The sequence below is a fragment of the Parabacteroides timonensis genome, from assembly GCF_900128505.1.
GTDB classification, from domain to species: Bacteria; Bacteroidota; Bacteroidia; order Bacteroidales; family Tannerellaceae; genus Parabacteroides; species Parabacteroides timonensis.
Window position 1 is genome coordinate 2,817,417 of sequence record NZ_LT669941.1, and the last position, 24,335, is coordinate 2,841,751.

Genomic DNA, 24,335 nt, shown 5'->3' on the forward strand with positions numbered 1-24,335 from the left:
CTTTTCAACTTATTTTCCTATTTTTGATGGATAATAATGATAACGTGAAGATGAGGAAGATACTTACAATACTGCTTTGCGCTGTATGTTTACTGGCAGGCAAAGCACAGACCATACCGAATATGTACCGCAATGTCGATCAGGCAAAAATGAATCACTGGGTGGATTCGGTTTTCGACTCGATGACTTACGATGAACGGATCGGGCAACTTTTTATGGTAATAGCCGATCCTAAATCGGACAACCGCAATATGCAACGACTCATGCGGTATGTGAATGAAATAAAGATCGGAGGAATTCTTTTCCATAAAGGAAACCCTGTCACACAGGCAGAAGTCACCAACCGGTTGCAGAAAGCATCCCGTGTTCCCATGTTCGTCTCGTTGGATGGAGAGTGGGGCTTGTCGATGCGTCTGAGCGGTACGACTCGTTTCCCCAAGAATATGATGCTGGGGGCGATAGAAAACAATCAATTAATCACCGAATATGGCAAAGAAGTAGCCCGTCAATGTAAAGAGATGGGGATACAGATCAACTTTGCCCCCGACATGGATGTAAACAGTAACACAGACAACCCCATAATCGGACTACGTTCCTTCGGAGAGAATCCGCAGGCAGTAGCAGAGAAAGGTCTTGCTTATGCCCGTGGCCTGGAAGGGGAAGGTATTATCTCTGTTTCCAAGCATTTCCCCGGACATGGAGATACCTCGGAAGACTCACACAACACACTACCTTCCGTCCATCACGACCTGGCCCGTCTCGACAGTGTGGAACTATATCCTTTTAAACGATATATATATGATGGATACGCGGGGGTTATGACAGGACACCTCTATGTCCCGGCACTCGATAAGACCCGTAACCTGCCCTCTTCCTTCTCCCGCCCGATAGTAACCGGATTATTAAAAGACAAACTGGGCTTTAGAGGATTATGTTTCACCGACGCACTGGCCATGAAAGGTGCCACCACCAGTAAATCGGACAACCCTTCGGTAAAAGCACTACTGGCCGGAAATGACATATTATTGGCTCCTGCTGCCCCGATCAATGACTTCACAGCCGTGAAAGAGGCCATAGACGAAGGCATACTTAATATTGAAGAGGTGGAGGCCAAGTGTATAAAGATACTTCAGTACAAATATATTACTGGATTAAACAAATACAAACCGATAGAGATCAAAGGCTTAAGTGAGCGGCTGAACTCACCGCATGCAGAATGGCTGGCTGCCAAACTGAATGCGGAAGCGATCACTTTATTAAAGAATGAAGCAGACTTCATTCCACTCAAACAACTGGATAAAAAGAAGATAGCCGCCCTGTCGATCGGATCTCCCGTAGGAAACGATTTCCAGAAGATGCTGGGCCGTTACGACTCTGTGGCAAACTTCAGTATCAGCCGCAGCTCTACGGCCGCACAGGTACAACAGGTTTACAAACAGCTGGAGAAATATGATGTTATTATTTGCAGCATACACACAGTACGTATTCCCGAAAGTCAGTTGCTCCGCCAGCTGGCGACAAAGAAAGAACTGGTGTACGCCTTTTTCACCCTGCCCTATTTCTGTAAAGATTATAAGAACTCGATACAGAAAGCGAAAGCAGTCGTGATGGGATACGAAGCGACTCCTCTTGCACAAGAGTACGCTGCCCAGTTAATATTCGGAGGTATTGCAGCGAAAGGGAAATTACCTGTTACCATCCCCGGACTTTATTATGCGGGAACCGGTCTCTTTACTGAGAAAACCCGGTTGGGATATCATGAGCCGGAAGAAGTCGGAGCCAACCCCATACGCCTTAAAGTGATCGATTCTATTGTTGAAGAAGGACTGGAAGAGAAAGCCTACCCTGGCTGCCAGGTGCTTGTAGCCAAAGACGGTATGGTCATTTACGACAAATCGTTCGGCTATTTTGATTACAGTCAAAAACAGCCGGTAGAGGAAAATTCAGTCTACGACCTGGCTTCCGCTTCAAAGGCAGCCGGAACATTATTGGCCGTCATGAAAGCTTATGACGAAAAGAAGTTCACGCTCAACAATAAGATATCGGAGTATATCCCGGAGCTGAAAGGCTCTAATAAAAAAGACCTGAATATAAAGGAAATGCTCTACCACCAGTCGGGCGTTGTCTCTACAATCAACTTTTACCTGGATGCTATCGACAAAGACAGTTACAAAGGAAGTCTTTACAGTCGCGAAAAGAACGCTACCCATCCGGTACGCTTCGATGCAAAGACCTTCGTCCGCAACGACTTTAAGTATCTGCCCGACCTCGTATCCGATAAAAAGAAACCCGGTTTCACCACCGAAGTGGCCCGCAACTTCTATCTGCACGACTCCTTCAAAGACAGTATCATACAGGATATAAAAGACTCGCGCCTCGGTACACGCGGTAAATATGTGTACAGCTGCGTCAACTTCATCATGCTGAAGATGATGGTGGAAAACCAGATGAAGCAACCGATGGATCAACTGCTCCACAATAACTTTTACAGTCGTCTCGGAGCACGCCATACCACTTACAATCCATTGAAAGCGATGGATACGTTACAGATTGTCCCCACAGAAGACGACCAGTTCGTACGCCGCCAGCTGGTTCGCGGATATGTGCATGATGAGGCAGCCGCCTTTCAGGGAGGTGTCTCCGGTAATGCCGGATTATTTTCGAATGCCAACGATCTGGCAAAGGTGTTGCAACTGTTCCTCAATCAGGGGAAATACGGTAACGAACAATACCTGTCGACAGAAACCTGCCGGCTCTTCACTCAAAGCAAAAGTCCGACAAGCCGTCGCGGACTGGGTTTCGACAAACCAGCCGTCGGCACGCATAAAGGTTCACCCTGTGGAAGCCTGACGCCACCATCCGTCTACGGCCATACCGGGTTTACCGGTACTTGTTTCTGGGTAGACCCCGATAATCAGTTGCTTTACATCTTCCTTTGCAACCGTGTCAACCCATCGCGAGCCAACAATAAGCTGGGAGCACTGGATATACGAACCCGAATACAAGACGCAATCTATAAAGCAATTGATAGAAAAAGCCAAAAAGATTAGTACTTTTGCAACACCTTATTATAACAACATTAATTACTAAAACAAATAAAGTATGCTATTCGGACACGGTGACGACTTTTACAACTCACAAAACGAAGTGAAGATAAACTTCAGCTCCAATGTATGGCACGGTGCCAACCTTGAAAAGCTCAAAGAACATCTGATCGAGCAATTCAATAAACTGACACGTTATCCGGAACCGGATGCCGCCTCACTCAAACGGCTGCTTGCCCGCCGATATGAAATAAAAGAAGAGAACGTTGTTGTGACCAACGGTTCCATCACCGCCTTCTACCTACTTGCACAGGCTTGGAGAGGGGCCAAATCGATGATCGCTGTGCCTTCTTTCTCCGAGTACGAAGATGCCTGCCGCCTGCACGAACATGAGATCAGTTTCTTTTCCACCACCGACGACCTTTCGGAACTCTCGCTGGAAGGACAGGATTTCTGCTGGATTTGTAACCCGAATAATCCGGACGGCAAACTGCTCCACCGCACAGAGATGCTGAAACTGATCGCAGCTAACCGGAACACAAAATTTATTGTCGACCAGGCATACGTTGCCTTTACAACCGAGGATATGTTGAAACCGTCGGACGTAAAGAACAACCCGAACTTGATCCTTATCCAATCTATTTCCAAAGCATACAATATTCCGGGAATACGTATCGGTTATCTGGTAGCTTCACCGGAAATAGTAAACGAAGTAAATAAGTATATCATCCCCTGGTCCATCAATGCGATCGCACTCGAAGCAAGTAAATATATCCTGATCCATCCGGCACAGTTCACATTGCCAATCCGCAAGTGGCAACGCGAAACAGCTGAGCTGATCTACCAATTGAATAAATTCGACAACCTGGAAGTGATTCCTTCGTCGACCACCTTCTTCCTTGTCCGCCTGAAAAAAGGAACGGCTGCCGAATTGAAGAAATTCTTGTGGGAGAAATATGGTATCCTGATACGCGATGCTTCAAACTTCCGCGGGTTGGATGAAACCTATTTCCGCCTGTCTACCCAGACAACAGCAGAGAATCAGGTATTGATCGATGCCATACGCGAATGGTTTGAACTGGAGGACTAAGCAACTACCTCCCTACTTATAAGGATTTATCTCACTAAGATTAAATCTTTTTGTCTGGACTTTGGGAAACGAAAGGCAGGCAGTACAAATACGCAAGGCCAGCTTTACATAAATGTAAGGCTGGCCTTAATTTTTAGTAAGGCAGGCCTTGCGTTTAAAAACATCAGGACTAAAATGCTTAAACATCGGCACATTTTCCCTTAATATACAGCATGAAAAGACTTAGATCCCGGCATGAAAAAACACTTAGCACAGCAAAGACAAAACAAAAGAGGCCATCCTCGTAAGGACGGCCTCTCGTCATTTTAAATCACACCTAATGGAGTTTATCTTATTTCTTATAAGTCTTGTAACCATAAACTGCCAGGTCACCCAATTCCTCCTCGATACGAAGCAACTGGTTGTACTTAGCCATACGGTCTGAGCGGCTCAATGAACCGGTCTTGATCTGTCCACTGTTAGTAGCAACTGCGATATCGGCGATTGTCGCATCTTCCGTCTCACCCGAACGATGTGAAGTGACAGAAGTATATCCGTTACGATGAGCCATTTCGATAGCATCCAGTGTCTCGGTCAATGTTCCGATCTGGTTTACTTTGATCAGGATAGAGTTGGCACAGCCTTCTTCGATTCCTTTCTTCAGAAATTCAACGTTAGTCACGAACAGGTCGTCGCCAACCAGTTGGATACGGTCGCCCAAAGCCTTGGTAAGTTTCTTCCAACCTTCCCAGTCGTTTTCATCCATACCGTCTTCGATCGAGTCGATCGGATATTTATTTACCAGTTCAGTCAGATACAACACCTGTTCTGTTGCTGTGCGCTTTGCACCATTCGGACCTTCAAATTTAGTATAATCGTAAGTTCCTTTCTTGTCGTAGAATTCAGAAGAGGCGCAGTCCATAGCGATAGTTACATCCTTTCCCGGTTCGTATCCGGCAGCTTTAATAGCAGCCATAATAGAACCCAGTGCATCCTCTGTACCGTTAAGAGCGGGAGCAAAACCACCTTCGTCACCAACAGCAGTACTCAGGCCACGGTCGTGCAGAACTTTCTTCAATGCATGGAATACTTCAGCTCCCATACGTAAGCCTTCACGGAAACTCTTCGCGCCTACCGGACGGATCATGAATTCCTGGAATGCAATCGGAGCATCAGAGTGCGAACCTCCGTTGATAATATTCATCATCGGAACAGGCAATACATAAGCATTCGTTCCGCCGATATAGCGGTAAAGCGGCTGGTCAAGATAATTGGCGGCAGCTTTAGCTACGGCAAGTGAAACACCCAGCATGGCATTGGCTCCTAGCTTCGACTTTGTCTTTGTTCCGTCCAAAGCGATCAGTTTATGGTCGATCTCACGCTGGTTCAAAGCACTCATACCGATAATTGCAGGTGCGATAATTTTGTTCACATTATCTACGGCTTTCTGAACACCTTTACCGCCATAACGTTTTTTATCGCCATCACGAAGTTCGATGGCTTCGTTTTCGCCGGTTGAAGCACCGGAAGGAACGGCTGCACGGCCAAATGCGCCACATTCAAGAAGCACATCTACTTCTACTGTCGGGTTTCCACGGGAATCAAGAATCTCTCTACCTACTACTTTTTCAATTTTCATAACCTAAATATTTAGTACTTTATTATTTTTCACTCAGTACAAATATAACAAAGTTTACACGCCGATTGTTGCCAAGCCCTTATAGAGTTTTTCGATGAATAAATAGAAGAGTTTCTTTTACGACTCGATATTTCATCCAAATTTGCGATAAGAATAAGTTGATATTTTTTTCTAAAAAGTTTCAACTATTTGCTTCTCTCGAATGTTTTAACATAAAAGTCCTGTTTTGGTTGGGTTATGAAAAAGATTCTATCCATATTGACACTCCTTATTCTGGTCCTTATCGGTCAGGAGGTTGCATTCAATGTGGATAGTAAAACAACAATCCAACAATGCAGTTCGAATGATGACAAAAAAAACACTTCTCTGGAAAAAGAGCTTAAGAAGTTTGAATTAGGAAAAGTTCCCCTTGAGTCTTATGATATAACAGCCCGTACCAAACCGGCTTCCGATAACTACGAACGACTGTTCAAATTATCGAACAACAATAAAAACCTTCTCCTCCTACATCTGAAAGGTCAAGCTATACAATATAAAGTATCAGAGACTTTATCTACTATTCAAACTATAAACTACTCTTCGCTTCGTAAATGTGGAAATCTTTGGATCTACGTTTTACGAAAACTCATTATTTGATATTATAGATTAGACAATTGTAATTGATGGTTATACCCTTTTTATAAGGTATGATCCGAATGCACATTCCCTTATTTGTGCACTCAGACTATTATTTTCTGTTTTTATCTTCAATATAATATCAAAATTATGAAAACAAATAAATCTGTTATATTAAAAACATCCAACGGCGTATCAGCCGGTATCGTTATTATCGTTTGCTTTGTCCTGGCAGTATGTTTCTTTGAATTCGTGTTAGGTAATCCTTCTAACTTTATGGATAATAATCCTGATAATCATCCGCTTCCCGGAAATTATGCGGGTACAATCTATAAAGGAGGTTATATCGTTCCTGTTGTAATCACTCTTCTATTGACTGTTATTACACTAAGTGTAGAACGTTTCATCGCTATCAGCCGCTCCAAAGGGAAAAAAGGCTTGATGGGTTTCGTGCAGACCATAAAGAAAGACCTGGAAGAAGGTAATCTGGATGCAGCAAAAGCTGCTTGTAAAGAACAGCAAGGTTCGGTTGCCAATGTCGTTAATGCGGCACTGACACGCTATGCGGATGTAGAACAAAGAGCAGACCAGACAAAAGAACAAAAGATGGTCATCATTCAGAAAGAGATTGAAGAAAGTACGGCGCTGGAGTTACCGACTATGGAACAGAACTTGCCTGTCATCGCTACGATCTCAACGTTAGGTACCTTGTTTGGATTGCTGGGAACAGTATTAGGTATGATTCGTTCGTTTGCCGCTTTGGCTAATGCGGGTGCTCCCGACTCCGTTGCTTTGTCTACTGGTATCTCTGAAGCGCTGGTTAATACGGCTTTAGGTATCGCCACCGGTGCCATGGCCATCATCTCATACAACTATTTCACCAGTAAAATAGATAATATTACCTATGCTATTGACGAGATAGGTTTCTCTATCGTACAGACATTCGCCGCTAAACACTGAAGCATATGCCTAAGATCATAGTAAAACGCAAGAGTACATTCATTGACATGACGGCAATGAGTGACGTAACGGTATTGCTGCTTACTTTCTTTATGCTGACATCTACCTTTATTCAGAAAGAACCGGTTATGGTAACGACACCGGGGTCTGTTTCCGAAATCAAAATACCGGAAACAAATATTCTTTCAATCCTGGTAGACCCGGACGGGAAAGTATTTATGAGCCTGGATAAACAGGAAGACAAGGCTAATGTATTGAAGATGCTGGGAAAAGATTATGGTATAAACTTTACCGACAAAGAAATATATGAATTCAGTCTGCTTCCTTCCTTCGGTGTTCCTATCCAGAATATGCAGGAGTTTCTGAATCTCCCGGGATCCGAACAAGACCGGTTAATAGTCAACTACGGAATCCCGGCCGACAGTACCAACAACCAGTTTAAAGCGTGGGTTCAACATGCCCGCGAAGTAAACCGTGACCTGGTGATTGCCATTAAAGCCGATCAACAGACTCCTTATCCGAAGATTAAGAACATTATGAACACATTGCAGGACTTGAGGGAAAACAGGTATAACCTGATCACCACTCTCAAAAATGTACCTGACAATGCCTAAACAACAAACGTTATGGCAGAAGTAAATACAGATAAAGGTAAAGGCGACGGCAAGAAAGGTAAACAGAAAAAGGTGAATATCCGTGTGGACTTTACTCCGATGGTGGATATGAACATGTTGCTGATTACTTTCTTCATGCTCTGTACTTCGCTCAGCAAACCGCAGACCATGGAGATCAGTATGCCGTCGAAAGACCATGTGACGGAAGCCGAACAGACGAAAGTAAAAGCCTCCAAAGCCATCACTCTTATACTGGGTGAAGACAGCAAGGTGTATTACTATTTCGGCGAACCGGATTACGAACATGTTGAATCGCTGCAAACTACCGACTTCTCTCCCACCGGATTACGTAACATTCTTTTGGAACGTAACGCCGATGCGGTACAGAAGATTACGGAACTGAAAGTAAAAAAGCTGAATAAAGAAATCTCCGAAGATGAGTTCAAAAAGCAAGCCGCAGAAATAAAAGGAGGTAAAGACGCACCGGTCGTACTGATCAAAGCTACCGACGATGCTTCTTACAAAGACCTGGTGGATGCACTCGACGAAATGCAGATTTGCAACATAGGTAAATATGCAATTGTCGATATCACTGACGGAGACAAATTCCTGGTTGATAATCTAAAAAGCGGGGGCGAACTTTCCAAGGAGATCGCCCAGGCGAATAAAAAATGACGATCATGATTAATATTAATAATATAAATCTAAACTCACCGGAATGGACCGATTTGATCTTCAAAGGAAAGAATAAAGAATACGGAGCTTATGAGCTACGCAAAAATTCTTCCCGCAGACATATTCGTGCCTTGATCGTCGTTACCATCGGAGCAATCCTGGTAATGACCATTCCGGCTTTAATCAAATCTGTCATCCCGCAACATACCAAAGAGCAGGTACTGGAAGTTACGACACTTTCCAACCTGCAGATGGAAACAAAGGTGCCGGAAGAAAATCAAATTCGTAATATTGAGGCCCCACCTCCTCCCGTACTGAAAAGTACGATCAAATTTACTCCGCCTGTCATCAAAGCGGATAAAGATGTAAGGGATGAAGAGGAGATCAAAACACAAGAAGAGCTGACCACATCCAAGTTGGCTATCTCTGTTGCCGATGTAAAAGGCTCTGACAGTGATGACGCAATCGACATCGCCGACCTGAAAGATAACAAAGAAGTGATCGAAGAGGAAACGACTCCTTACGTAGCTGTTGAACAGATGCCGCAATTCCCCGGTGGGAACGAAGCTCTGCTGAAATACATCAGTACCCATTTAAAGTATCCGGTTATCGCTGCTGAAAATGGTATCGAAGGAACAGTCACACTCCGTTTTGTTGTCAGTCCGACAGGCGAAGTCACCAAGGTTGAGATCCTAAGACAGTTGGATCCTTCCTGCGACAAAGAGGCGATACGTGTTATCAAGTCTCTTCCGCAATGGGTCCCGGGAAAACAAAATGGTAAACCTGTACCGGTCTATTTCACTGTCCCGGTACGCTTCAGATTGCAATAATATGGAGGTAAAGTGTATAAATACGAGGCTTGTTTGGGGTATATCCATGATTGTGATATACCTCGGCATGTCTTTTCTTCTAATCTTCACGAACTTGTTTAACGAGAATATGTCATTCTATATGCGGATGATATTTGGTGTCTTATTCTTTTGTTACACAATATTCAGAGGATATAGGCTGGTAAAAGACAATAAACGATGAGAAATCTATTATATATAATAATATTAGCGGTGTTAGCTTCATGCAACAGCAAGAATAGCAATTCGCCGGATGACACTCCTACGAGCGGTGTAATAGCAATTGCCTCCGACGGTTGCTTTACTCCGATCATAGAAGAAGAGATCGCCGTGTTTGAAAGTCTTTATAAAGAGGCTGGTATAGTTCCCTACTTCTCCGGTGAAACAGAAACGATCAACCGCTTATTACATGACAGTACACGGTTGGCAATCGCTTCACGACCGCTAACCCAGGAAGAGACTGAATATATGAACGGCAGAAAGCTATTTCCCAAAAGTATTCATATCGCAACCGATGCTATCGCTTTAATCACAAACAGACAAAATACAGACTCTCTGATCGGCATTCCGGTATTAAAAGAGATACTGACAGGCAAGATCAAGGATTGGGATGAGTTTGCTACGGATAATAAGTCTGGAAAAATAGAAGTGGTATTCGACAATCCGAATTCCGGTACTGTTCGTTATGCTATCGATTCAATCTGTGGCGGAGAACCGTTGAGTGGTAATCTTCATGCTATGAAAGATAACCGGCAAGTAATGGATTATGTATCTAAAACTCCGGGAGCACTAGGTATCATTGGAGTAAACTGGATCAGTAACCCACTGGATTCAACATGTATGAGTTTTCTGGACGATATAAAAGTGATGGCAGTCAGTCGTTACAAAAAAGCGACCGTTACCAATAGCTTTAAACCGTATCAGGCATACATAGCCCTAAAGGAATATCCAATGACAAGGTCTGTTTACCTGATCCTGTCAGAACCGCGTATGGGGCTGGCTTCCGGTTTTACCACCTTTATCACCAGCGACCGGGGGCAACGGATCATTCTCAAATCCGGAATTCTTCCAGTTACACAACCTGTCCGGTTGGTCAATGTTAGAGATCAATTATAAACCCTATAAACATCAATCATTATGATAAAGAATTTATATATACTCATCTTAAGCCTGGTAGCGATAGCTATCCACGCTGATAACCAACAAGGAATTGCTTATTATAAAGCCGGTGAACCGGCTATTGCAAGCCAGCTTTTCAATAAACAGTTAAACGGTTCTCCCTCAGAACAGGCAGAAGCGCTCTATTACCTGGGGGAAATAGCCTTCGACGCCGGAAAAACGACCGATGCCCTGGCTAACTATCAAAAAGGTTGGGCTGTTTCTTCCGATTACGCTTATAATAAGGTGGGAGAAGGAAAAGTATTACTAAAAACAGACAAGTCGGCAGCCCAAAAAGCATTTGATACAGCAACCAAAGTTGATAAGAAAAATGTACCGGTTTACGTGGCCATTGCCAGAGCTTATTCAACTTATGGAATGAATTCAGAGGCAAAAGCTGCTCTCGACAATGCCAAAAAGTATAACATCAATGATCCGTCAATTTACATATACGAAGGCGATATGTTAATCAGTGAAGATAAACCGGGAGATGCTGCTGGCAGATATGAACAAGCCCTTCACTTCGATCCCTCCTGTAAAGAAGCCTATCTTAAATATGCAAATGTTTACCAAGGTGTCCAGCCTGCATTATCCATAGAAATGCTTGAAAAAGTAATTACAAACTATCCAGATTATCTTCCTGCCTATAATGCACTTGGTAATATTTATTCATTACAGGGAACGTACTCCAAAGCTGTAGCTGCATATAAAACATATATCGCAGGAGGTCTTTACTCTATTGACAACCTGATTCATTATGCATCTGCTTTGTTCTTCAACAAGCAATATGCAGAAGCAAGTCAGGTAATTAATGAAGGACAGGCTATCGATCCCAATAATTTCCTGTTGAAACGTCTATGTATTTATAATAACTATGAAACGAAGGCATATGAAAAAGGACTTGAAGAAATCAATACATTCTTCAATGATCCGGATGCTAAATACATATGGCAGGATTACTTATACTACGGTCGCTTACTCAACAAAGCCAAGCAGTACGATAAAGCTGCAGAAGCATTGCTAAAAGCAATAAAAGAGAACCCGGCTCACACAGAAGTATACAAAGACCTTGCTGAAGTATATAGTAATAGTGAAAAGGATTCTGAGGCGATTAATGCCTATACACAGTATATAGAGTCATTAGGTAAAGAATCGGAAGCGGCCGATTATTATCAACTGGGTAAATACTATTATTCTGCAGCGACAAAAGATAGCTTAGAAGCCAGTAACTACTTGGCGAAGGCAGATAGCTTGTTTGCCATAGTAAAAGAACGTGTACCAGACAGTCATCTAGGTAGTTTATGGCAAGCGCGAACACAATCTCAACTGGATCTGGAAACAGAGCAGGGATTAGCTAAACCTTATTATGAGACCTGTATTCCTATGCTGGAAAAAGATAAAGACAAATATCGTAATGAATTAACGGAATGTTATCGCTATCTGGCTTATTACTATTATCTTAAACAGGAAATGGACAGTTCCAAATCATACTGGAATAAGATATTGTTAATCGATCCGTCTAATGCTACGGCACAAGAAGCATTGGAAAATATAAAATAAAAGGCTTAATACCTATATAAACAAAAACAGCCGACATATAAATGTCGGCTGTTTTTATTATATATAAGTTACAGAAATTATTCTGCAGCTTTTTCTTCTGTTGTTTCTGCAGCAGGTGCTTCAGCAACCGGAGCAGTTTCAGCAGCTGTAGATTTCTTACGAGAACGTCTTGTTTTCGTAGTTTTTGCAGCTGTTGTTTCTTTCAACATGTTTTCGTTATAGTCTACTAATTCAATGAAGCACATTGCAGCGTTGTCACCTAAACGGTTACCAGTCTTGATAATTCTGGTATAACCACCCGGACGATCACCGATCTTCTGAGCTACTTCTTTGAAAAGTTCTGTTACAGCATTTTTGTCCTGTAATGTACTGAATACGATACGTCTTGAGTGAGTTGTATCCTCTTTACATTTAGTGATCAGAGGTTCAACAAACTTACGAAGTGCTTTCGCTTTTGCTGTTGTCGTAAAGATTCTCTTATGCTTGATCAAAGAAGAAGCCATATTAGACAGCATTGCTTCACGGTGAGTATTCGTACGACCTAAATGATTGAATTTTTTATTATGTCTCATCGCTTTACTTACTCTTTATCTAATTTATATTTCGTGATATCCATACCGAATGAAAGGTTCAAGCTTTCAAGCAGTTCATCAAGTTCAGTGAGCGACTTCTTACCGAAGTTACGGAATTTCAACAAATCATTCTTGTTGAACTTAACCAGTTCACCTAATGTTTCAACATCTGCAGCTTTTAAGCAATTCAATGCACGAACGGAAAGATCCATATCTGCTAACTTGCTCTTAAGCAACTGACGCATGTGAAGTACTTCTTCATCGAATTCTTCATTGCCGTCAGTATCAACTGTCTCGATCGCAATCTTTTCATCTGAAAACAACATAAAATGGTGAATCAGAATTTTAGCAGCTTCTTTCAACGCTTCCTTCGGATGAATAGAACCATCTGTGGCTATTTCAAGAACCAACTTTTCGTAGTCCGTCTTTTGCTCAACACGGAAGTTCTCGATTGAATACTTAACGTTACGTATAGGAGTGTAAATAGAGTCGATAGCAATAACGTGAACGTCTGCATTCGGATCTCTGTTTTCGTCAGCGGGTACATATCCGCGTCCTTTATTTATCGTTAATTCAATCTGGAAACTAGCGTTCGGATCCAAACGGCAAATAACCAGGTCAGGATTCAATACTTCGAATCCGGTCAGCTGTTTACCTATATCACCGGCTTTGAACACTTCCGAACCCGAAACAGTAATACTTACTTTTTCATTCTCTATGTCGTCTACAATATGCTTGAACCGTACCTGTTTCAAGTTCAAGATAATGTTTGTTACATCTTCAATAACACCGGGGATTGTACCAAATTCATGGTCAACCCCTTCGATCTTAATGGATGTAATAGCAAAACCTTCAAGCGACGACAGGAGAATACGACGCAGAGCATTACCTATAGTAATACCATAGCCGGGTTCCAACGGACGAAATTCAAACTTTCCGAAGAAATTGTCCGCTTCCAACATTAATACTTTATCGGGTTTTTGAAATGCTAATATCGCCATGGAAATCAATTATTATTTAGAATACAATTCTACGATCAACTGCTCTTTAATGTTTTCAGGAATGTCAGTTCTTTCCGGCAGATGCAGTAATTTTCCGCTTAAAGAAGACTGATCCCACTCAATCCAAGGGTATTTGCTGTGATTGAACCCTGACAATGCATCAGCAATCACTTCCAAAGATTTGGATTTTTCTCTAACACCAACGATCTGACCGGGTTTCAAAGAGTAAGAAGGAATATTCACAACCTTACCATCCACTGTGATGTGACGGTGAGAAACCAACTGACGGGCTGCTGCTCTTGTAGGAGCCATACCCAAACGGAAAACTACATTGTCCAGACGGCCTTCCAACAACTGAAGTAGAACTTCACCGGTAATACCTTTTGAACGCTGTGCTTTTTCAAACAGGTTTCTAAATTGTTTTTCCAATACACCATAAGTGTATTTTGCTTTTTGCTTCTCGCGAAGCTGAATTCCGTATTCAGAAGTTTTTCTCTTTCTGGCGTTACCATGTTGTCCGGGAGGATAATTCTTTTTAGAAAGAACTTTATCCGGTCCGAATATAGCCTCACCAAACTTACGGGCAATTCTTGTTTTTGGTCCAGTATATCTTGCCATTTTTTTATTGTTTTAATTTTTCTGTCTGAATCTGGAACCGTGCAGCCGCGATTACAGAGAGGATAAGGTCTTTGTGCAATCTATTCACAATTCCGGATTCAATGTTCAAGAAACTATAGTTAATTATACTCTTCTTTTCTTCGGAGGACGACAACCATTGTGAGGCAGCGGAGTAACGTCAACAATTTCCGTTACTTCAATACCGGCACCATGAATAGTTCTGATAGCAGACTCACGTCCGTTACCCGGTCCTTTAACGAATACTTTTACTTTTCTCAAACCAAGATCATAAGCTACCTTAGCACAATCTTGTGCTGCCATCTGAGCGGCATACGGAGTGTTCTTTTTAGAACTTCTGAATCCCATCTTACCTGCAGAAGACCAACTAATAACTTGACCTTCGCTATTGGCAAGAGACACAATAATGTTATTAAAAGAAGAATGAATATGAGCTTGACCATAAGCGTCAACTTTTACGTTTCTCTTCTTTGCTGCGACTGTTTTTTTTGCCATATCAACTCTTATTATTTAGTAGCTTTTTTCTTATTTGCAACAGTTTTCTTCTTACCCTTACGAGTACGAGCATTATTTTTTGTGCTCTGACCTCTTAAAGGCAATCCAATACGGTGACGAACACCTCTGTAACATCCGATATCCATCAGACGTTTAATGTTAAGCTGAACTTCTGAACGAAGATCACCTTCTACCTTGTACTCAGCGCCAATGACTTCACGTACTTTTGCAGCTTGATCATCTGTCCAGTCTTTCACTTTGATATCACGATCAACGCCTGCTTTCTCTAAAATAGATTTTGAAGCACTCCGACCGATACCGTAGATATAAGTCAAAGCGATTTCTCCTCTTTTATTTTGTGGCAAGTCTACACCAACTATTCTTATAGCCATATTACTTACTAATGATTATTATGCAAAAATAATAAATTATCCCTGACGTTGTTTATACTTAGGATTTTTCTTGTTAATTACGTATAAGCGACCCTTTCTTCTTACAATTTTACATTCCGGGGTACGCTTCTTTAAAGATGCTCTTACTTTCATATCTAGTTATTTTTATTTATATCTAAAAGCAATTCTACCTTTTGATAAATCATACGGAGACATTTCGACTCTTACCTTGTCACCAGGAAGGATTTTAATATAATGCATACGCATCTTTCCTGAAATGTGAGCGGTAAGCTCATGTCCGTTCTCTAATTCTACACGAAACATTGCATTCGACAATGCTTCAATAATTACTCCATCTTGTTCAATAGCTGCTTGTTTAGCCATATAGATCAAATTAAATTGCGTTACTTCCTAGGACTTCTTCTAAAAACTTAAATGAAGAGAGGATTTGTGGTCCATCAGGTCTGATAGCAATGCAATGTTCGAAATGAGCAGAACATTTTCTATCTTTAGTCCGGACTGTCCAACCATCCTTTTCAAAAACTACATTCTTGCTTCCCATATTGATCATAGGTTCAATGCAAATGCACATTCCACTACGTAATAAAGGTCCGCAACCATATCTGCCATAATTCGGTACTTCAGGTTCTTCATGCATTTTACGTCCAATACCATGTCCTACCAATTCTCTGACAACAGAGTAACCGTTCGATTCACAATATTTTTGTACTGCATTACTGACATCCCCAATGCGCTTTCCTTCTACAGCTTGTTGAATACCCAAGTAAAGAGATTCCTTTGTTGTCTTCAACAATTTCCTTACTTCCGGAGACACCTCCCCTACACAAAACGTATAGGCTGAATCTCCAACAAAACCATTCAATATAGTACCACAGTCAACCGATATGACGTCACCTTCCTTTAAAATAGTTTTCGAGGAAGGAATACCATGTACTACCTGTTCATTTACAGAAGCACATATTGAATTAGGAAAACCACCATACCCTAAAAAGGCAGGAACAGCTCCATTATCCCTAATGAATTCTTCAGCAATCTTATCGAGTTGAAGAGTTGTTACTCCGGGAGCGATATGTTTAGCTAACTCTCCCAGTGTCTGACCAACCAACTGGTTAGCCGAACGCATCAACTCGATTTCTTCATCTGTCTTTAAATAGATCATTCTATTAATAAGCGGCTACAGAGCCTGAACGTCCTTTAATTCTTCCTGACTTCAACAAACCGTCATAATGACGCATCAACAAATGACTTTCGACCTGCTGTAATGTATCTAACACTACACCAACCAAAATCAACAAAGATGTACCTCCAAAGAACTGAGAGAACTCCATACTCACACCAGCGATTCTTGCAAAAGCGGGCATAATAGCTACTAATGCCAAGAAGAATGCACCCGGTAGAGTAATACGGTCCATGATTGTATCCAGATAGTCCTTGGTACTTTTTCCCGGCTTAACACCCGGAATAAATCCATTGTTTCTCTTCAAATCATCAGCCATCTGCGTCGGATTGATCGTGATAGCTGTATAGAAATAAGTAAAGAGGATAATCAATACCGCAAAAGTGAAATTATACCAGAAACCGGTATTATCCATAAATGCAGCCCAAAAACCACTCTGATCACCAGTGCTTGAGAATCCAACAATAGAAATAGGTATAAACATAATTGCCTGGGCAAAGATGATAGGCATTACGTTAGCAGCATTTACCTTTAAAGGGATATACTGTCTTGCACCACCATACTGTTTGTTACCTATAATTCTTTTTGCATACTGTACGGGTACTTTACGAGTTCCCTGAACCAATAAAATAGCACCGGCAATAACAAGTAAAAGAAACAGCATTTCAAACAAGAACATAACCAGACCACCAGTTTTTTCACTTGTTCTTGAAATAAATTCCTGGAACAATGAATGCGGCAGACGGGCTATGATACCAATCAAAATGATAAATGAAATACCATTTCCAACACCTTTATCTGTAATTCTTTCACCTAGCCATAAGATAAACATACTTCCTGCAGCCAGAATAATAGTAGAAGAAATTGTAAACCAGATACCCGGAGGTAAAGCTGCACCGGCGGCCTTTAACTGAACACTTAAGTTCACAAGGTATGTCGGTCCCTGGAATAACAGGATAGCTACTGTCAGGTAGCGAGTCCATTGGTTGATCTTTCTACGACCACTCTCACCTTCTCTCTGTAGTTTCTGGAAAGAAGGAACTGCGATGGCTAACAACTGCATAACAATTGAAGCGGAAATATAAGGCATAATACCCAATGCAAAAATAGAAGCATTAGAGAATGCACCACCTGAAAACATATCCAACAGTGCAAGCAATCCGCCTCTTGTCTGCGCCTGTAAAGCGGTTAACGCTTGAGGATCAATACCAGGAAGTACTACATACGTTCCGAAGCGATATATAGCCACCAATAAAAGAGTGGTGAGGATCCGATTTCTCAGATCCTCAATCTTCCAGATATTTTTTATTGTTTCAACTGCTCTCATGACTTAGAGTTTAACAACAGTTCCACCTGCGGCTTGGATAGCTGCTTCTGCACTCTTAGAGAAAGCGTGAGCTTCAACTTCTAATTTAGCAGTCAGACTACCATTACCAAGAATTTTAACCAGTTGAGATGCAGAAATAAAACCAGCTTCGATCAATTCATTTACACCAATCTTAGTTAAGTTCTGAGCTTCAGCCATTAACTGTAATGTTGCGAGATTGATAGCTTTATATTCTACGCGGTTAATATTCTTGAAACCAAATTTAGGCAAACGTCTCTGAATTGGCATCTGACCACCTTCAAATCCGATCTTTCTTGAATAACCTGATCTAGACTTTGCTCCTTTATGACCTCTTGTTGAAGTTCCTCCTAATCCTGAACCCGGACCACGGCCGATTCTTTTTCTGGTCTTAGTAGATCCTTCAGCAGGTTTTAAATTTGATAAGTTCATATCGTATAATTTATTTTTTCAACCAATTATTACTTTTCTACCGAAACCAAATGTTTCACTTTCTCAACCATACCCAAGATAGCCGGAGTAGCTTCATGTTCTACCACACGGTTCAACTTTGTCAGGCCCAGTGCATCGAGTGTTCTTTTCTGGTCTTTCGGGCACTTAATTCTACTCTTAACTTGTTTAATTTTAATAGTCGCCATAATTTTTCCTCCCTAATTAACCTCTAAACACTTTTTCAACAGAAATACCTCTGTTCTGAGCAACTACAAACGGACTTCTCAATTCACCCAAAGCAGCAATAGTAGCTTTTACTAAGTTGTGAGGGTTTGAAGAACCTTTTGACTTTGCCAAAACGTCAGTAATACCAACACTTTCCAATACAGCACGCATAGCACCACCAGCTTTAACACCGGTACCGTGAGATGCAGGCTTAATCAAAACTTGTGCACCACCAAATTTAGCAAGCTGTTCGTGAGGGATAGTACCTTTGTGAACAGGAACCTTGATTAAATTCTTTTTAGCAGCTTCTACACCTTTAGCGATAGCTGTCGTTACTTCACCTGCTTTACCTAAGCCCCAACCGATGATACCATCTTCGTTTCCTACTACTACAATAGCAGCAAAACTAAAAGTACGTCCACCCTTTGTTACTTTAGTTACGCGGTTGATTGCAACTAATCTGTCCTTCAACTCTAAGTCGTTGGTCGATTTAACTCTATTATTAACTCCTGCCATCTTCATTAAAATTTAAGGCCGCCGTTACGTGCAGCATCAGCTAATTCTTTAATTCTTCCGTGATACAGGTAACCGTTACGGTCGAAAACAACAGCCTGAACACCAGCTTCCTGAGCACCTTTAGCGATCAGTTCACCAACTTTGGCAGCGATTTCTTTCTTGGGAGCCTTAACATCTAATTTCAAAGATGAAGCAGCAGCCAAAGTTTTACCTGTAGTATCATCTATAACCTGTGCATAGATCTGCTTGTTGCTTCTAAACACAGTAAGGCGCGGGCATTCAGGAGTTCCTGAAACTTTGCCACGTATACCTCGTTTTATTTTTAATCTTCTTTCTTCCTTCGTTGTCATGATAATTTCAGTTTACGTAGATTACTTACCTGCTGATTTACCAGACTTTCTGCGAATTTCTTCACCCACAAACTTAATACCTTTACCTTTATACGGTTCCGGCATTCTGAATGAACGAATCTTTGCACAAATCTGACCTATTAATTGCTTATCAGCTGATTCAAGGATAATAAGAGGATTCTTATTTCTCTCAGTCTTCGTTTCAACTTTCACTTCTTTAGGCAACTGCAAATAAATGTTGTGAGTATAACCTAAAGAAAGATCCAACAGCTGGCCTGTGTTAGACACACGATAACCAACACCGACTAATTCCAGTTCTTTTTTGTATCCTTCAGATACACCGATCACCATATTGTTGATCAAAGAACGATACAAACCATGTAATGCACGATGGTTCTTTTCTTCTGTCGGTCTTGTTAAATGAATAACTCCGTCTTCCAAAGTTACATTTATATCAGGATTTACGGCCTGAGTCATCTCGCCTTTAGGACCTTTTACAGTCACTACGCTATCCTTAATCGTAACCGTTACACCGGCTGGCACATGAATTGGTAATTTTCCTATTCTTGACATTCTTCTTTCCTCCTAATTAATAAACATAACATAATACTTCGCCACCGATCTTCAAATCGCGGGCTTCTTTGTCTGTCATCACACCCTTAGAAGTAGAAAGAACGGCAATACCTAAACCATTCAATACTCTCGGCATTTCTTTGTAACCAGTGTACTTACGCAAACCTGGAGTAGAAACTCTCTGAAGTTTCTTGATCGCATTCACTTTGTTTACCAAGTCATACTTCAGGGCAATCTTAATTGTACCCTGAGGACCTTCTTCTACAAACTTGAAGTTAAGAATGTAGCCCTTTTCGAAAAGGATCTTAGTGATCTCTTTCTTTAAATTTGACGCCGGCACTTCAACAACTCTGTGCTTCGCTTTAATTGCATTACGCAATCTTGTCAAATAATCTGCAATAGGATCTGTCATATATAAATGAATTAAATTGATCCGGCCACCCGGACAATATTTAAATAAAAAAACTTACCAACTTGCTTTCTTTACACCCGGTATTAAACCATTGGATGCCATTTCACGGAACTGAATACGTGAAATGCCGAACTGGCGTACATACCCTTTCGGACGACCTGTAATTTTGCAACGGTTGTGCAAACGTACAGGAGAAGCATTTTTAGGTAAAGACTGCAAAGCGTCATAGTTGCCTTCTGCTTTAAGCTGTGCTCTTTTAGCAGCGTATTTTTCAACAAGCTTTGCTCTTTTAACCTCGCGGGCCTTCATTGATTCCTTAGCCATAACTACTTAGTCTTTTTTTGCATTTTTAAAAGGCAACCCAAATTCTCTCAATAGAGCATACCCTTCCTCATCTGTTTTCGCAGAGGTCACAAAGGTAATATTCATTCCCAATATTTTGGTAATATTATCGATATTTATTTCAGGGAAAATGATTTGTTCCTGAATACCCATGGTATAATTACCTCTACCATCCAACTTACTTTCAATACCTTTGAAGTCACGAATACGAGGAAGAGCGATACGAACTAATCTTTCCAGGAATTCATACATTTGTTCACGACGCAATGTTACCATTACACCGATAGGCATTTTCTTACGCAACTTGAAGTTAGAGATATCCTTTTTAGAAACTGTCGCAACGGCCTTTTGACCAGTGATTGTAGACAATTCGCTGATGGCGATATCGATAATCTTCTTATCAGCAGCAGCCATACCCAAACCCTGATTGATAACAATCTTCTTCAGTACGGGAACTTGCATTACTGATTTATAACCGAACTCTTTCGTCAAAGCAGGAACAATTCTGTCCTGATATTCTTTTTTAAGACTGGCAGTATTGCTCATTACTTAATTTCCTCCCCAGATTTTTTAGAATAACGAACTAAAGCACCTTCTGCATTTTCCTTACGGCCGATACGTGTCGGTTTTCCAGATTTAGGATCAACCACGTTCAGGTTAGAAAGATGGATAGGAGCTTCTTTCTTTTCAATTCCTCCTTGCGGATTCTTTGCATTAGGCTTGGTATGCTTTGATACCATATTAACACCTTCAACAATAGCACGGTTCTCATCTACGAGCACCTGTAAAACACGACCTGTTTTACCTTTGTCTTCGCCGGTATTAACAAAAACTATATCGCCTTTTTTGATATGTAATTTACTCATTACCTTAAATTTTACGAATTAAAGTACTTCAGGTGCAAGTGAAACAATTTTCATATTTGTTGCACGAAGTTCTCTGGCAACCGGACCGAAGATACGGCTTCCACGAATATCACCACCGGCATTCAACAATACGCAAGCGTTATCATCGAAACGGATGTATGAACCATCCTGGCGACGGATTTCTTTTTTAGTGCGAACAATGATAGCTTTAGAAACAGCACCCTTCTTCACATCACTTGACGGGATTACACTCTTAATTGCAACTACAATTACATCCCCAACAGTGGCATAGCGTTTTCTTGTTCCGCCCAAAACACGGATACATAATGCTTCTTTTGCGCCACTGTTATCTGCTACTACTAGTCTTGATTCTTGTTGTATCATGTTACTTAGCTCTTTCGATTATTTGAACTAATCTCCATCTCTTTGTTTTGCTCAAAGGACGAGTTTCCATAATTTTTACGGTATCACCGATATTACACTCGTTCTTTTCGTCGTGAGCATGATATTTCTTCGTTTTATTAACGAACTTACCATAAATGGGGTGTTTTTCCTTCCATTTAATAGCAACTGTGATGCTTTTTTCCATCTTGTTGCTAGTAACCACGCCCGTTCTTTCTTTTCTTAAATTTCTAGTTTCCATCAGGCTCAATTATTTGTTGTTAAGTTCTCTCTGGCGCAATTCTGTTTTCATGCGCGCAATCATCCTGCGTTGTTGTTTAATCTGTGCAGGATTGTCTGTCGGAGAGATAGTGTGGTTAATAACCTTCTGATCGTAGGCAGCAACCTCAGCATCAACTCTTTCAAGCAATTCTTTTGTGCTTAATTCTCTAATTTCTGCAATCTTCATAACAATTACGCATTTTGATTAGCCATATCATAATCACGTCTCACAACAAATTTCGTTGTTACAGGAAGCTTCTGAGCCGCTAAGCGCAATGCTTCTTTTGCAACATCAAAGGGAACACCTTCGATTTCGAAAATAAGACGACCTGGAGTAACAGGCGCAACAAATCCTTCTGGATTACCTTTACCTTTACCCATACGTACTTCGGCCGGTTTCTTTGTAATAGGTTTATCCGGGAAAATCCGAACCCAAACCTGACCTTGACGTTGCATATAACGAGTTACCGCGATACGGGCAGCTTCAATCTGGCGACCGGTAATCCATTTATTCTCTAACGCTTTTATACCAAACGAACCGAACGCCAGCTGGTTGCCACGTTGAGCTTCGCCCTTCATGCGACCTTTCTGCTGTCTTCTGAACTTGGTTTTCTTTGGTTGTAACATCTCTTCTTAATTCTAACGTTTAACGATTAGCTTTCTTTCTCTTGAAGTTCTTATCTCCTCTGTTGTTGCCGCCGGCATTGTCATTTCTGCGACCTGAATCTTTTGATGCAGTGAATGAAGGAGCAAGATCTCTCTTACCATAAACTTCACCACGGCAGATCCAAACCTTAACACCCAGCAAACCAACTTTCGTCAACGCTTCAGCCAAAGCGTAATCGATATCTGCTCTCAGTGTGTGTAACGGAGTTCTTCCTTCTTTGTACATTTCAGAACGGGCCATTTCAGCACCATTCAAACGACCAGATACTTGCACTTTAATACCTTCGGCACCCATTCTCATGGTAGAGGCGATAGCCATCTTGATAGCACGACGATAAGCAATTTTTCCTTCAAGCTGACGAGCAATATTGTTTGCGACAATAACTGCGTCTAATTCGGGTCTTTTTACCTCAAAGATGTTGATCTGAACTTCTTTGTCGGTAATCTTTTTCAACTCTTCTTTCAATTTATCAACTTCCTGACCACCTTTACCGATGATAATGCCCGGACGTGATGTGCAAACTGTTATTGTGATCAACTTAAGCGTACGTTCAATAACGATACGAGATACACTAGCTTTAGCAAGACGAGCATTCAGATACTTACGAATTTTGCTATCTTCCAGCAAAGTATCTCCGTAATTCTTGCCGCCATACCAATTGGAATCCCAACCACGGATGATTCCTAAACGATTACTAACCGGATTAACTTTTTGTCCCATCTACAATTAATTTTGACTATCGTTTTTACTAAGTGTATCAACAAACAAGGTTACATGGTTCGAACGTTTACGAATTCTGTATCCTCTACCCTGGGGAGCCGGACGCATTCTCTTCAATATAGTAGCGCAATCTACGCTGATTGAAGAAACAAACAACTCACCAGTTTCTGCTTTACGTTCATTTTTCTGCTCCCAATTGGCAATTGCTGAACGAAGCAATTTTTCTACTCTTGCTGCAGCTTCCTTGTTAGAAAACTTCAAAACACCAAGTGCACGGAATACTTCCATACCGCGGATCATGTCTACAACGAGACGCATCTTACGCGGAGAAGTAGGTACATTACGCAATTTTGCGAAGTACATGGTCTTTTGGGCTTCTTTTCTTGCTTCAGCTGATATTCTTTTTCTAGCACCCATTTTTATTGATTCTTTTTATTTTCAGATTCCTGAATTCCTGTTACTACCGATAATTATTTCTTCTTGTTACCGGCGTGACCACGGAACGTACGAGTTGGTGAAAATTCTCCCAACTTGTGACCTACCATATTTTCGGTTACAAAAACAGGAATAAATTTATTTCCATTGTGAACTGCAATAGTATGGCCTACAAAATCAGGCGAAATCATTGAAGCTCTTGCCCATGTCTTAACTACGGCTTTCTTTCCTGACTCATTCATAGCCAAGACTTTCTTTTCCAGCTTGATGTTAATATACGGGCCTTTTTTTAGTGAACGACTCATAGTTTACT

The 24,335-nt window shown here is 41.3% G+C and carries 35 protein-coding genes; 9 read left to right on the forward strand and 26 right to left on the reverse strand.

All coding sequences use genetic code 11. The features are described 5' to 3' along the window. Window positions 1–50: 50 nt before the first annotated feature. Window positions 51–3,050 carry a serine hydrolase domain-containing protein gene (locus BQ7394_RS18895; protein ID WP_075560126.1) on the forward strand — a complete coding sequence of 1,000 codons (3,000 nt, stop codon included), beginning with the start codon at window positions 51–53 and terminating at the stop codon, window positions 3,048–3,050. A gap of 52 nt (window positions 3,051–3,102) precedes the next feature. Then, window positions 3,103–4,134, forward strand: a complete 1,032-nt coding sequence (locus tag BQ7394_RS18900; protein WP_075558824.1) for an aminotransferase class I/II-fold pyridoxal phosphate-dependent enzyme — start codon at window positions 3,103–3,105, stop codon at window positions 4,132–4,134. A 331-nt stretch (window positions 4,135–4,465) separates the two neighbouring features. Here BQ7394_RS18900 and eno read toward each other — a convergent pair whose 3' ends face one another. Beyond that, a complete protein-coding gene (eno, locus tag BQ7394_RS18905) occupies window positions 4,466–5,752 on the reverse strand; it encodes a phosphopyruvate hydratase (RefSeq protein WP_075558825.1) in 1,287 nt (428 codons plus the stop codon). A 237-nt stretch (window positions 5,753–5,989) separates the two neighbouring features. Between eno and BQ7394_RS18910 the strand changes: the two genes are divergently transcribed. The 7 genes from BQ7394_RS18910 to BQ7394_RS18945 all read left to right on the forward strand — a co-directional run bounded on the left by BQ7394_RS18910 (window position 5,990) and on the right by BQ7394_RS18945 (window position 12,182). Beyond that, window positions 5,990–6,388 (forward strand): hypothetical protein, encoded by a 399-nt coding sequence (locus BQ7394_RS18910; RefSeq protein ID WP_075558826.1) that lies wholly within the window; start codon window positions 5,990–5,992, stop codon window positions 6,386–6,388. Window positions 6,389–6,517: 129 nt separating this feature from the next. Beyond that, window positions 6,518–7,327, forward strand: a complete 810-nt coding sequence (locus BQ7394_RS18915; protein ID WP_075558827.1) for a MotA/TolQ/ExbB proton channel family protein — start codon at window positions 6,518–6,520, stop codon at window positions 7,325–7,327. Between the two features lie 5 nt (window positions 7,328–7,332). After that, window positions 7,333–7,941, forward strand: a complete 609-nt coding sequence (locus BQ7394_RS18920) for an ExbD/TolR family protein (RefSeq protein ID WP_075558828.1) — start codon at window positions 7,333–7,335, stop codon at window positions 7,939–7,941. Between the two features lie 12 nt (window positions 7,942–7,953). Then, window positions 7,954–8,616, forward strand: a complete 663-nt coding sequence (locus tag BQ7394_RS18925) for an ExbD/TolR family protein (RefSeq protein ID WP_075558829.1) — start codon at window positions 7,954–7,956, stop codon at window positions 8,614–8,616. Between the two features lie 14 nt (window positions 8,617–8,630). Further along, the gene (locus BQ7394_RS18930) at window positions 8,631–9,446 is read left to right on the forward strand and encodes an energy transducer TonB (protein ID WP_210436551.1); all 816 of its coding nucleotides are present in this window, start codon (window positions 8,631–8,633) and stop codon (window positions 9,444–9,446) included. A 198-nt stretch (window positions 9,447–9,644) separates the two neighbouring features. After that, window positions 9,645–10,580 (forward strand): PstS family phosphate ABC transporter substrate-binding protein, encoded by a 936-nt coding sequence (locus tag BQ7394_RS18940; RefSeq protein WP_075558831.1) that lies wholly within the window; start codon window positions 9,645–9,647, stop codon window positions 10,578–10,580. Window positions 10,581–10,601: 21 nt separating this feature from the next. Next, on the forward strand, window positions 10,602–12,182 hold the full coding sequence (locus BQ7394_RS18945) for a tetratricopeptide repeat protein (protein WP_075558832.1): 1,581 nt from the start codon (window positions 10,602–10,604) through the stop codon (window positions 12,180–12,182). 77 nt (window positions 12,183–12,259) lie between these two features. Here BQ7394_RS18945 and rplQ read toward each other — a convergent pair whose 3' ends face one another. The 25 genes from rplQ to rpsS form a co-directional block, all read right to left on the reverse strand. Further along, a complete protein-coding gene (gene rplQ, locus BQ7394_RS18950; protein WP_075558833.1) occupies window positions 12,260–12,754 on the reverse strand; it encodes a 50S ribosomal protein L17 in 495 nt (164 codons plus the stop codon). A gap of 8 nt (window positions 12,755–12,762) precedes the next feature. Next, window positions 12,763–13,755, reverse strand: coding sequence for a DNA-directed RNA polymerase subunit alpha (locus BQ7394_RS18955; RefSeq protein WP_028730672.1), 993 nt, complete (start codon window positions 13,753–13,755; stop codon window positions 12,763–12,765). 12 nt (window positions 13,756–13,767) lie between these two features. Then, on the reverse strand, window positions 13,768–14,373 hold the full coding sequence (gene rpsD / locus BQ7394_RS18960) for a 30S ribosomal protein S4 (RefSeq protein ID WP_075558834.1): 606 nt from the start codon (window positions 14,371–14,373) through the stop codon (window positions 13,768–13,770). Window positions 14,374–14,496: 123 nt separating this feature from the next. Beyond that, complete coding sequence (rpsK, locus tag BQ7394_RS18965; protein WP_005634781.1) at window positions 14,497–14,886, reverse strand: 30S ribosomal protein S11; 390 nt, start codon at window positions 14,884–14,886, stop codon at window positions 14,497–14,499. An 11-nt stretch (window positions 14,887–14,897) separates the two neighbouring features. Further along, window positions 14,898–15,278 carry a 30S ribosomal protein S13 gene (gene rpsM, locus BQ7394_RS18970; RefSeq protein ID WP_009859527.1) on the reverse strand — a complete coding sequence of 127 codons (381 nt, stop codon included), beginning with the start codon at window positions 15,276–15,278 and terminating at the stop codon, window positions 14,898–14,900. A 36-nt stretch (window positions 15,279–15,314) separates the two neighbouring features. Beyond that, window positions 15,315–15,431 (reverse strand): type B 50S ribosomal protein L36, encoded by a 117-nt coding sequence (gene ykgO / locus BQ7394_RS18975; RefSeq protein ID WP_005645768.1) that lies wholly within the window; start codon window positions 15,429–15,431, stop codon window positions 15,315–15,317. 12 nt (window positions 15,432–15,443) lie between these two features. Beyond that, window positions 15,444–15,662, reverse strand: coding sequence for a translation initiation factor IF-1 (infA, locus tag BQ7394_RS18980; protein ID WP_028730670.1), 219 nt, complete (start codon window positions 15,660–15,662; stop codon window positions 15,444–15,446). Between the two features lie 10 nt (window positions 15,663–15,672). Beyond that, window positions 15,673–16,458: a type I methionyl aminopeptidase gene (map, locus tag BQ7394_RS18985; RefSeq protein WP_075558835.1), complete on the reverse strand. Its 786-nt coding sequence runs from the start codon at window positions 16,456–16,458 to the stop codon at window positions 15,673–15,675. Window positions 16,459–16,462: 4 nt separating this feature from the next. Continuing rightward, window positions 16,463–17,803, reverse strand: a complete 1,341-nt coding sequence (gene secY / locus BQ7394_RS18990) for a preprotein translocase subunit SecY (RefSeq protein WP_075558836.1) — start codon at window positions 17,801–17,803, stop codon at window positions 16,463–16,465. Between the two features lie 3 nt (window positions 17,804–17,806). Then, complete coding sequence (rplO, locus tag BQ7394_RS18995; RefSeq protein ID WP_075558837.1) at window positions 17,807–18,253, reverse strand: 50S ribosomal protein L15; 447 nt, start codon at window positions 18,251–18,253, stop codon at window positions 17,807–17,809. Window positions 18,254–18,282: 29 nt separating this feature from the next. Beyond that, window positions 18,283–18,459 (reverse strand): 50S ribosomal protein L30, encoded by a 177-nt coding sequence (rpmD, locus tag BQ7394_RS19000; protein ID WP_009859531.1) that lies wholly within the window; start codon window positions 18,457–18,459, stop codon window positions 18,283–18,285. A 16-nt stretch (window positions 18,460–18,475) separates the two neighbouring features. Beyond that, the gene (rpsE, locus tag BQ7394_RS19005; RefSeq protein WP_075560128.1) at window positions 18,476–18,994 is read right to left on the reverse strand and encodes a 30S ribosomal protein S5; all 519 of its coding nucleotides are present in this window, start codon (window positions 18,992–18,994) and stop codon (window positions 18,476–18,478) included. A 5-nt stretch (window positions 18,995–18,999) separates the two neighbouring features. After that, a complete protein-coding gene (gene rplR, locus BQ7394_RS19010; protein WP_028730664.1) occupies window positions 19,000–19,344 on the reverse strand; it encodes a 50S ribosomal protein L18 in 345 nt (114 codons plus the stop codon). A 21-nt stretch (window positions 19,345–19,365) separates the two neighbouring features. Continuing rightward, window positions 19,366–19,917 carry a 50S ribosomal protein L6 gene (rplF, locus tag BQ7394_RS19015; RefSeq protein WP_075558838.1) on the reverse strand — a complete coding sequence of 184 codons (552 nt, stop codon included), beginning with the start codon at window positions 19,915–19,917 and terminating at the stop codon, window positions 19,366–19,368. A gap of 16 nt (window positions 19,918–19,933) precedes the next feature. Then, window positions 19,934–20,329, reverse strand: a complete 396-nt coding sequence (gene rpsH, locus BQ7394_RS19020; RefSeq protein ID WP_028730662.1) for a 30S ribosomal protein S8 — start codon at window positions 20,327–20,329, stop codon at window positions 19,934–19,936. Between the two features lie 54 nt (window positions 20,330–20,383). Further along, complete coding sequence (rpsN, locus tag BQ7394_RS19025; protein ID WP_028730661.1) at window positions 20,384–20,653, reverse strand: 30S ribosomal protein S14; 270 nt, start codon at window positions 20,651–20,653, stop codon at window positions 20,384–20,386. A 6-nt stretch (window positions 20,654–20,659) separates the two neighbouring features. Then, on the reverse strand, window positions 20,660–21,217 hold the full coding sequence (rplE, locus tag BQ7394_RS19030; protein WP_010800552.1) for a 50S ribosomal protein L5: 558 nt from the start codon (window positions 21,215–21,217) through the stop codon (window positions 20,660–20,662). Next, a complete protein-coding gene (gene rplX, locus BQ7394_RS19035) occupies window positions 21,217–21,537 on the reverse strand; it encodes a 50S ribosomal protein L24 (protein ID WP_075558839.1) in 321 nt (106 codons plus the stop codon). Before rplX ends, rplE begins: the two co-directional genes overlap by 1 nt. Before the next feature lie 18 nt (window positions 21,538–21,555). Continuing rightward, entirely contained in the window at window positions 21,556–21,921 is a 366-nt protein-coding gene (gene rplN, locus BQ7394_RS19040) for a 50S ribosomal protein L14 (RefSeq protein ID WP_046146311.1), read from the reverse strand. A 1-nt stretch (window position 21,922) separates the two neighbouring features. Next, window positions 21,923–22,180: a 30S ribosomal protein S17 gene (rpsQ, locus tag BQ7394_RS19045; RefSeq protein WP_028730658.1), complete on the reverse strand. Its 258-nt coding sequence runs from the start codon at window positions 22,178–22,180 to the stop codon at window positions 21,923–21,925. 9 nt (window positions 22,181–22,189) lie between these two features. After that, on the reverse strand, window positions 22,190–22,387 hold the full coding sequence (rpmC, locus tag BQ7394_RS19050) for a 50S ribosomal protein L29 (protein WP_075558840.1): 198 nt from the start codon (window positions 22,385–22,387) through the stop codon (window positions 22,190–22,192). Between the two features lie 5 nt (window positions 22,388–22,392). Continuing rightward, window positions 22,393–22,827: a 50S ribosomal protein L16 gene (gene rplP, locus BQ7394_RS19055; protein WP_028730657.1), complete on the reverse strand. Its 435-nt coding sequence runs from the start codon at window positions 22,825–22,827 to the stop codon at window positions 22,393–22,395. 19 nt (window positions 22,828–22,846) lie between these two features. Further along, a complete protein-coding gene (rpsC, locus tag BQ7394_RS19060; protein WP_028730656.1) occupies window positions 22,847–23,587 on the reverse strand; it encodes a 30S ribosomal protein S3 in 741 nt (246 codons plus the stop codon). 6 nt (window positions 23,588–23,593) lie between these two features. Further along, on the reverse strand, window positions 23,594–24,004 hold the full coding sequence (rplV, locus tag BQ7394_RS19065; RefSeq protein WP_075558841.1) for a 50S ribosomal protein L22: 411 nt from the start codon (window positions 24,002–24,004) through the stop codon (window positions 23,594–23,596). 53 nt (window positions 24,005–24,057) lie between these two features. Continuing rightward, complete coding sequence (gene rpsS, locus BQ7394_RS19070) at window positions 24,058–24,327, reverse strand: 30S ribosomal protein S19 (protein WP_028730655.1); 270 nt, start codon at window positions 24,325–24,327, stop codon at window positions 24,058–24,060. Between the last annotated feature and the right edge of the window lie 8 nt (window positions 24,328–24,335).

Coding starts and splice junctions, on each gene's coding strand:
- BQ7394_RS18895 (WP_075560126.1), top strand. CDS start 51: ATGAGGAAGATACTTACAATACTGCTTTGCGCTGTATGTTTACTGGCA.
- BQ7394_RS18900 (WP_075558824.1), top strand. CDS start 3,103: ATGCTATTCGGACACGGTGACGACTTTTACAACTCACAAAACGAAGTG.
- eno (WP_075558825.1), bottom strand. CDS start 5,752: ATGAAAATTGAAAAAGTAGTAGGTAGAGAGATTCTTGATTCCCGTGGA.
- BQ7394_RS18910 (WP_075558826.1), top strand. CDS start 5,990: ATGAAAAAGATTCTATCCATATTGACACTCCTTATTCTGGTCCTTATC.
- BQ7394_RS18915 (WP_075558827.1), top strand. CDS start 6,518: ATGAAAACAAATAAATCTGTTATATTAAAAACATCCAACGGCGTATCA.
- BQ7394_RS18920 (WP_075558828.1), top strand. CDS start 7,333: ATGCCTAAGATCATAGTAAAACGCAAGAGTACATTCATTGACATGACG.
- BQ7394_RS18925 (WP_075558829.1), top strand. CDS start 7,954: ATGGCAGAAGTAAATACAGATAAAGGTAAAGGCGACGGCAAGAAAGGT.
- BQ7394_RS18940 (WP_075558831.1), top strand. CDS start 9,645: ATGAGAAATCTATTATATATAATAATATTAGCGGTGTTAGCTTCATGC.
- BQ7394_RS18945 (WP_075558832.1), top strand. CDS start 10,602: ATGATAAAGAATTTATATATACTCATCTTAAGCCTGGTAGCGATAGCT.
- rplQ (WP_075558833.1), bottom strand. CDS start 12,754: ATGAGACATAATAAAAAATTCAATCATTTAGGTCGTACGAATACTCAC.
- BQ7394_RS18955 (WP_028730672.1), bottom strand. CDS start 13,755: ATGGCGATATTAGCATTTCAAAAACCCGATAAAGTATTAATGTTGGAA.
- rpsD (WP_075558834.1), bottom strand. CDS start 14,373: ATGGCAAGATATACTGGACCAAAAACAAGAATTGCCCGTAAGTTTGGT.
- rpsK (WP_005634781.1), bottom strand. CDS start 14,886: ATGGCAAAAAAAACAGTCGCAGCAAAGAAGAGAAACGTAAAAGTTGAC.
- rpsM (WP_009859527.1), bottom strand. CDS start 15,278: ATGGCTATAAGAATAGTTGGTGTAGACTTGCCACAAAATAAAAGAGGA.
- ykgO (WP_005645768.1), bottom strand. CDS start 15,431: ATGAAAGTAAGAGCATCTTTAAAGAAGCGTACCCCGGAATGTAAAATT.
- infA (WP_028730670.1), bottom strand. CDS start 15,662: ATGGCTAAACAAGCAGCTATTGAACAAGATGGAGTAATTATTGAAGCA.
- map (WP_075558835.1), bottom strand. CDS start 16,458: ATGATCTATTTAAAGACAGATGAAGAAATCGAGTTGATGCGTTCGGCT.
- secY (WP_075558836.1), bottom strand. CDS start 17,803: ATGAGAGCAGTTGAAACAATAAAAAATATCTGGAAGATTGAGGATCTG.
- rplO (WP_075558837.1), bottom strand. CDS start 18,253: ATGAACTTATCAAATTTAAAACCTGCTGAAGGATCTACTAAGACCAGA.
- rpmD (WP_009859531.1), bottom strand. CDS start 18,459: ATGGCGACTATTAAAATTAAACAAGTTAAGAGTAGAATTAAGTGCCCG.
- rpsE (WP_075560128.1), bottom strand. CDS start 18,994: ATGGCAGGAGTTAATAATAGAGTTAAATCGACCAACGACTTAGAGTTG.
- rplR (WP_028730664.1), bottom strand. CDS start 19,344: ATGACAACGAAGGAAGAAAGAAGATTAAAAATAAAACGAGGTATACGT.
- rplF (WP_075558838.1), bottom strand. CDS start 19,917: ATGTCAAGAATAGGAAAATTACCAATTCATGTGCCAGCCGGTGTAACG.
- rpsH (WP_028730662.1), bottom strand. CDS start 20,329: ATGACAGATCCTATTGCAGATTATTTGACAAGATTGCGTAATGCAATT.
- rpsN (WP_028730661.1), bottom strand. CDS start 20,653: ATGGCTAAGGAATCAATGAAGGCCCGCGAGGTTAAAAGAGCAAAGCTT.
- rplE (WP_010800552.1), bottom strand. CDS start 21,217: ATGAGCAATACTGCCAGTCTTAAAAAAGAATATCAGGACAGAATTGTT.
- rplX (WP_075558839.1), bottom strand. CDS start 21,537: ATGAGTAAATTACATATCAAAAAAGGCGATATAGTTTTTGTTAATACC.
- rplN (WP_046146311.1), bottom strand. CDS start 21,921: ATGATACAACAAGAATCAAGACTAGTAGTAGCAGATAACAGTGGCGCA.
- rpsQ (WP_028730658.1), bottom strand. CDS start 22,180: ATGGAAACTAGAAATTTAAGAAAAGAAAGAACGGGCGTGGTTACTAGC.
- rpmC (WP_075558840.1), bottom strand. CDS start 22,387: ATGAAGATTGCAGAAATTAGAGAATTAAGCACAAAAGAATTGCTTGAA.
- rplP (WP_028730657.1), bottom strand. CDS start 22,827: ATGTTACAACCAAAGAAAACCAAGTTCAGAAGACAGCAGAAAGGTCGC.
- rpsC (WP_028730656.1), bottom strand. CDS start 23,587: ATGGGACAAAAAGTTAATCCGGTTAGTAATCGTTTAGGAATCATCCGT.
- rplV (WP_075558841.1), bottom strand. CDS start 24,004: ATGGGTGCTAGAAAAAGAATATCAGCTGAAGCAAGAAAAGAAGCCCAA.
- rpsS (WP_028730655.1), bottom strand. CDS start 24,327: ATGAGTCGTTCACTAAAAAAAGGCCCGTATATTAACATCAAGCTGGAA.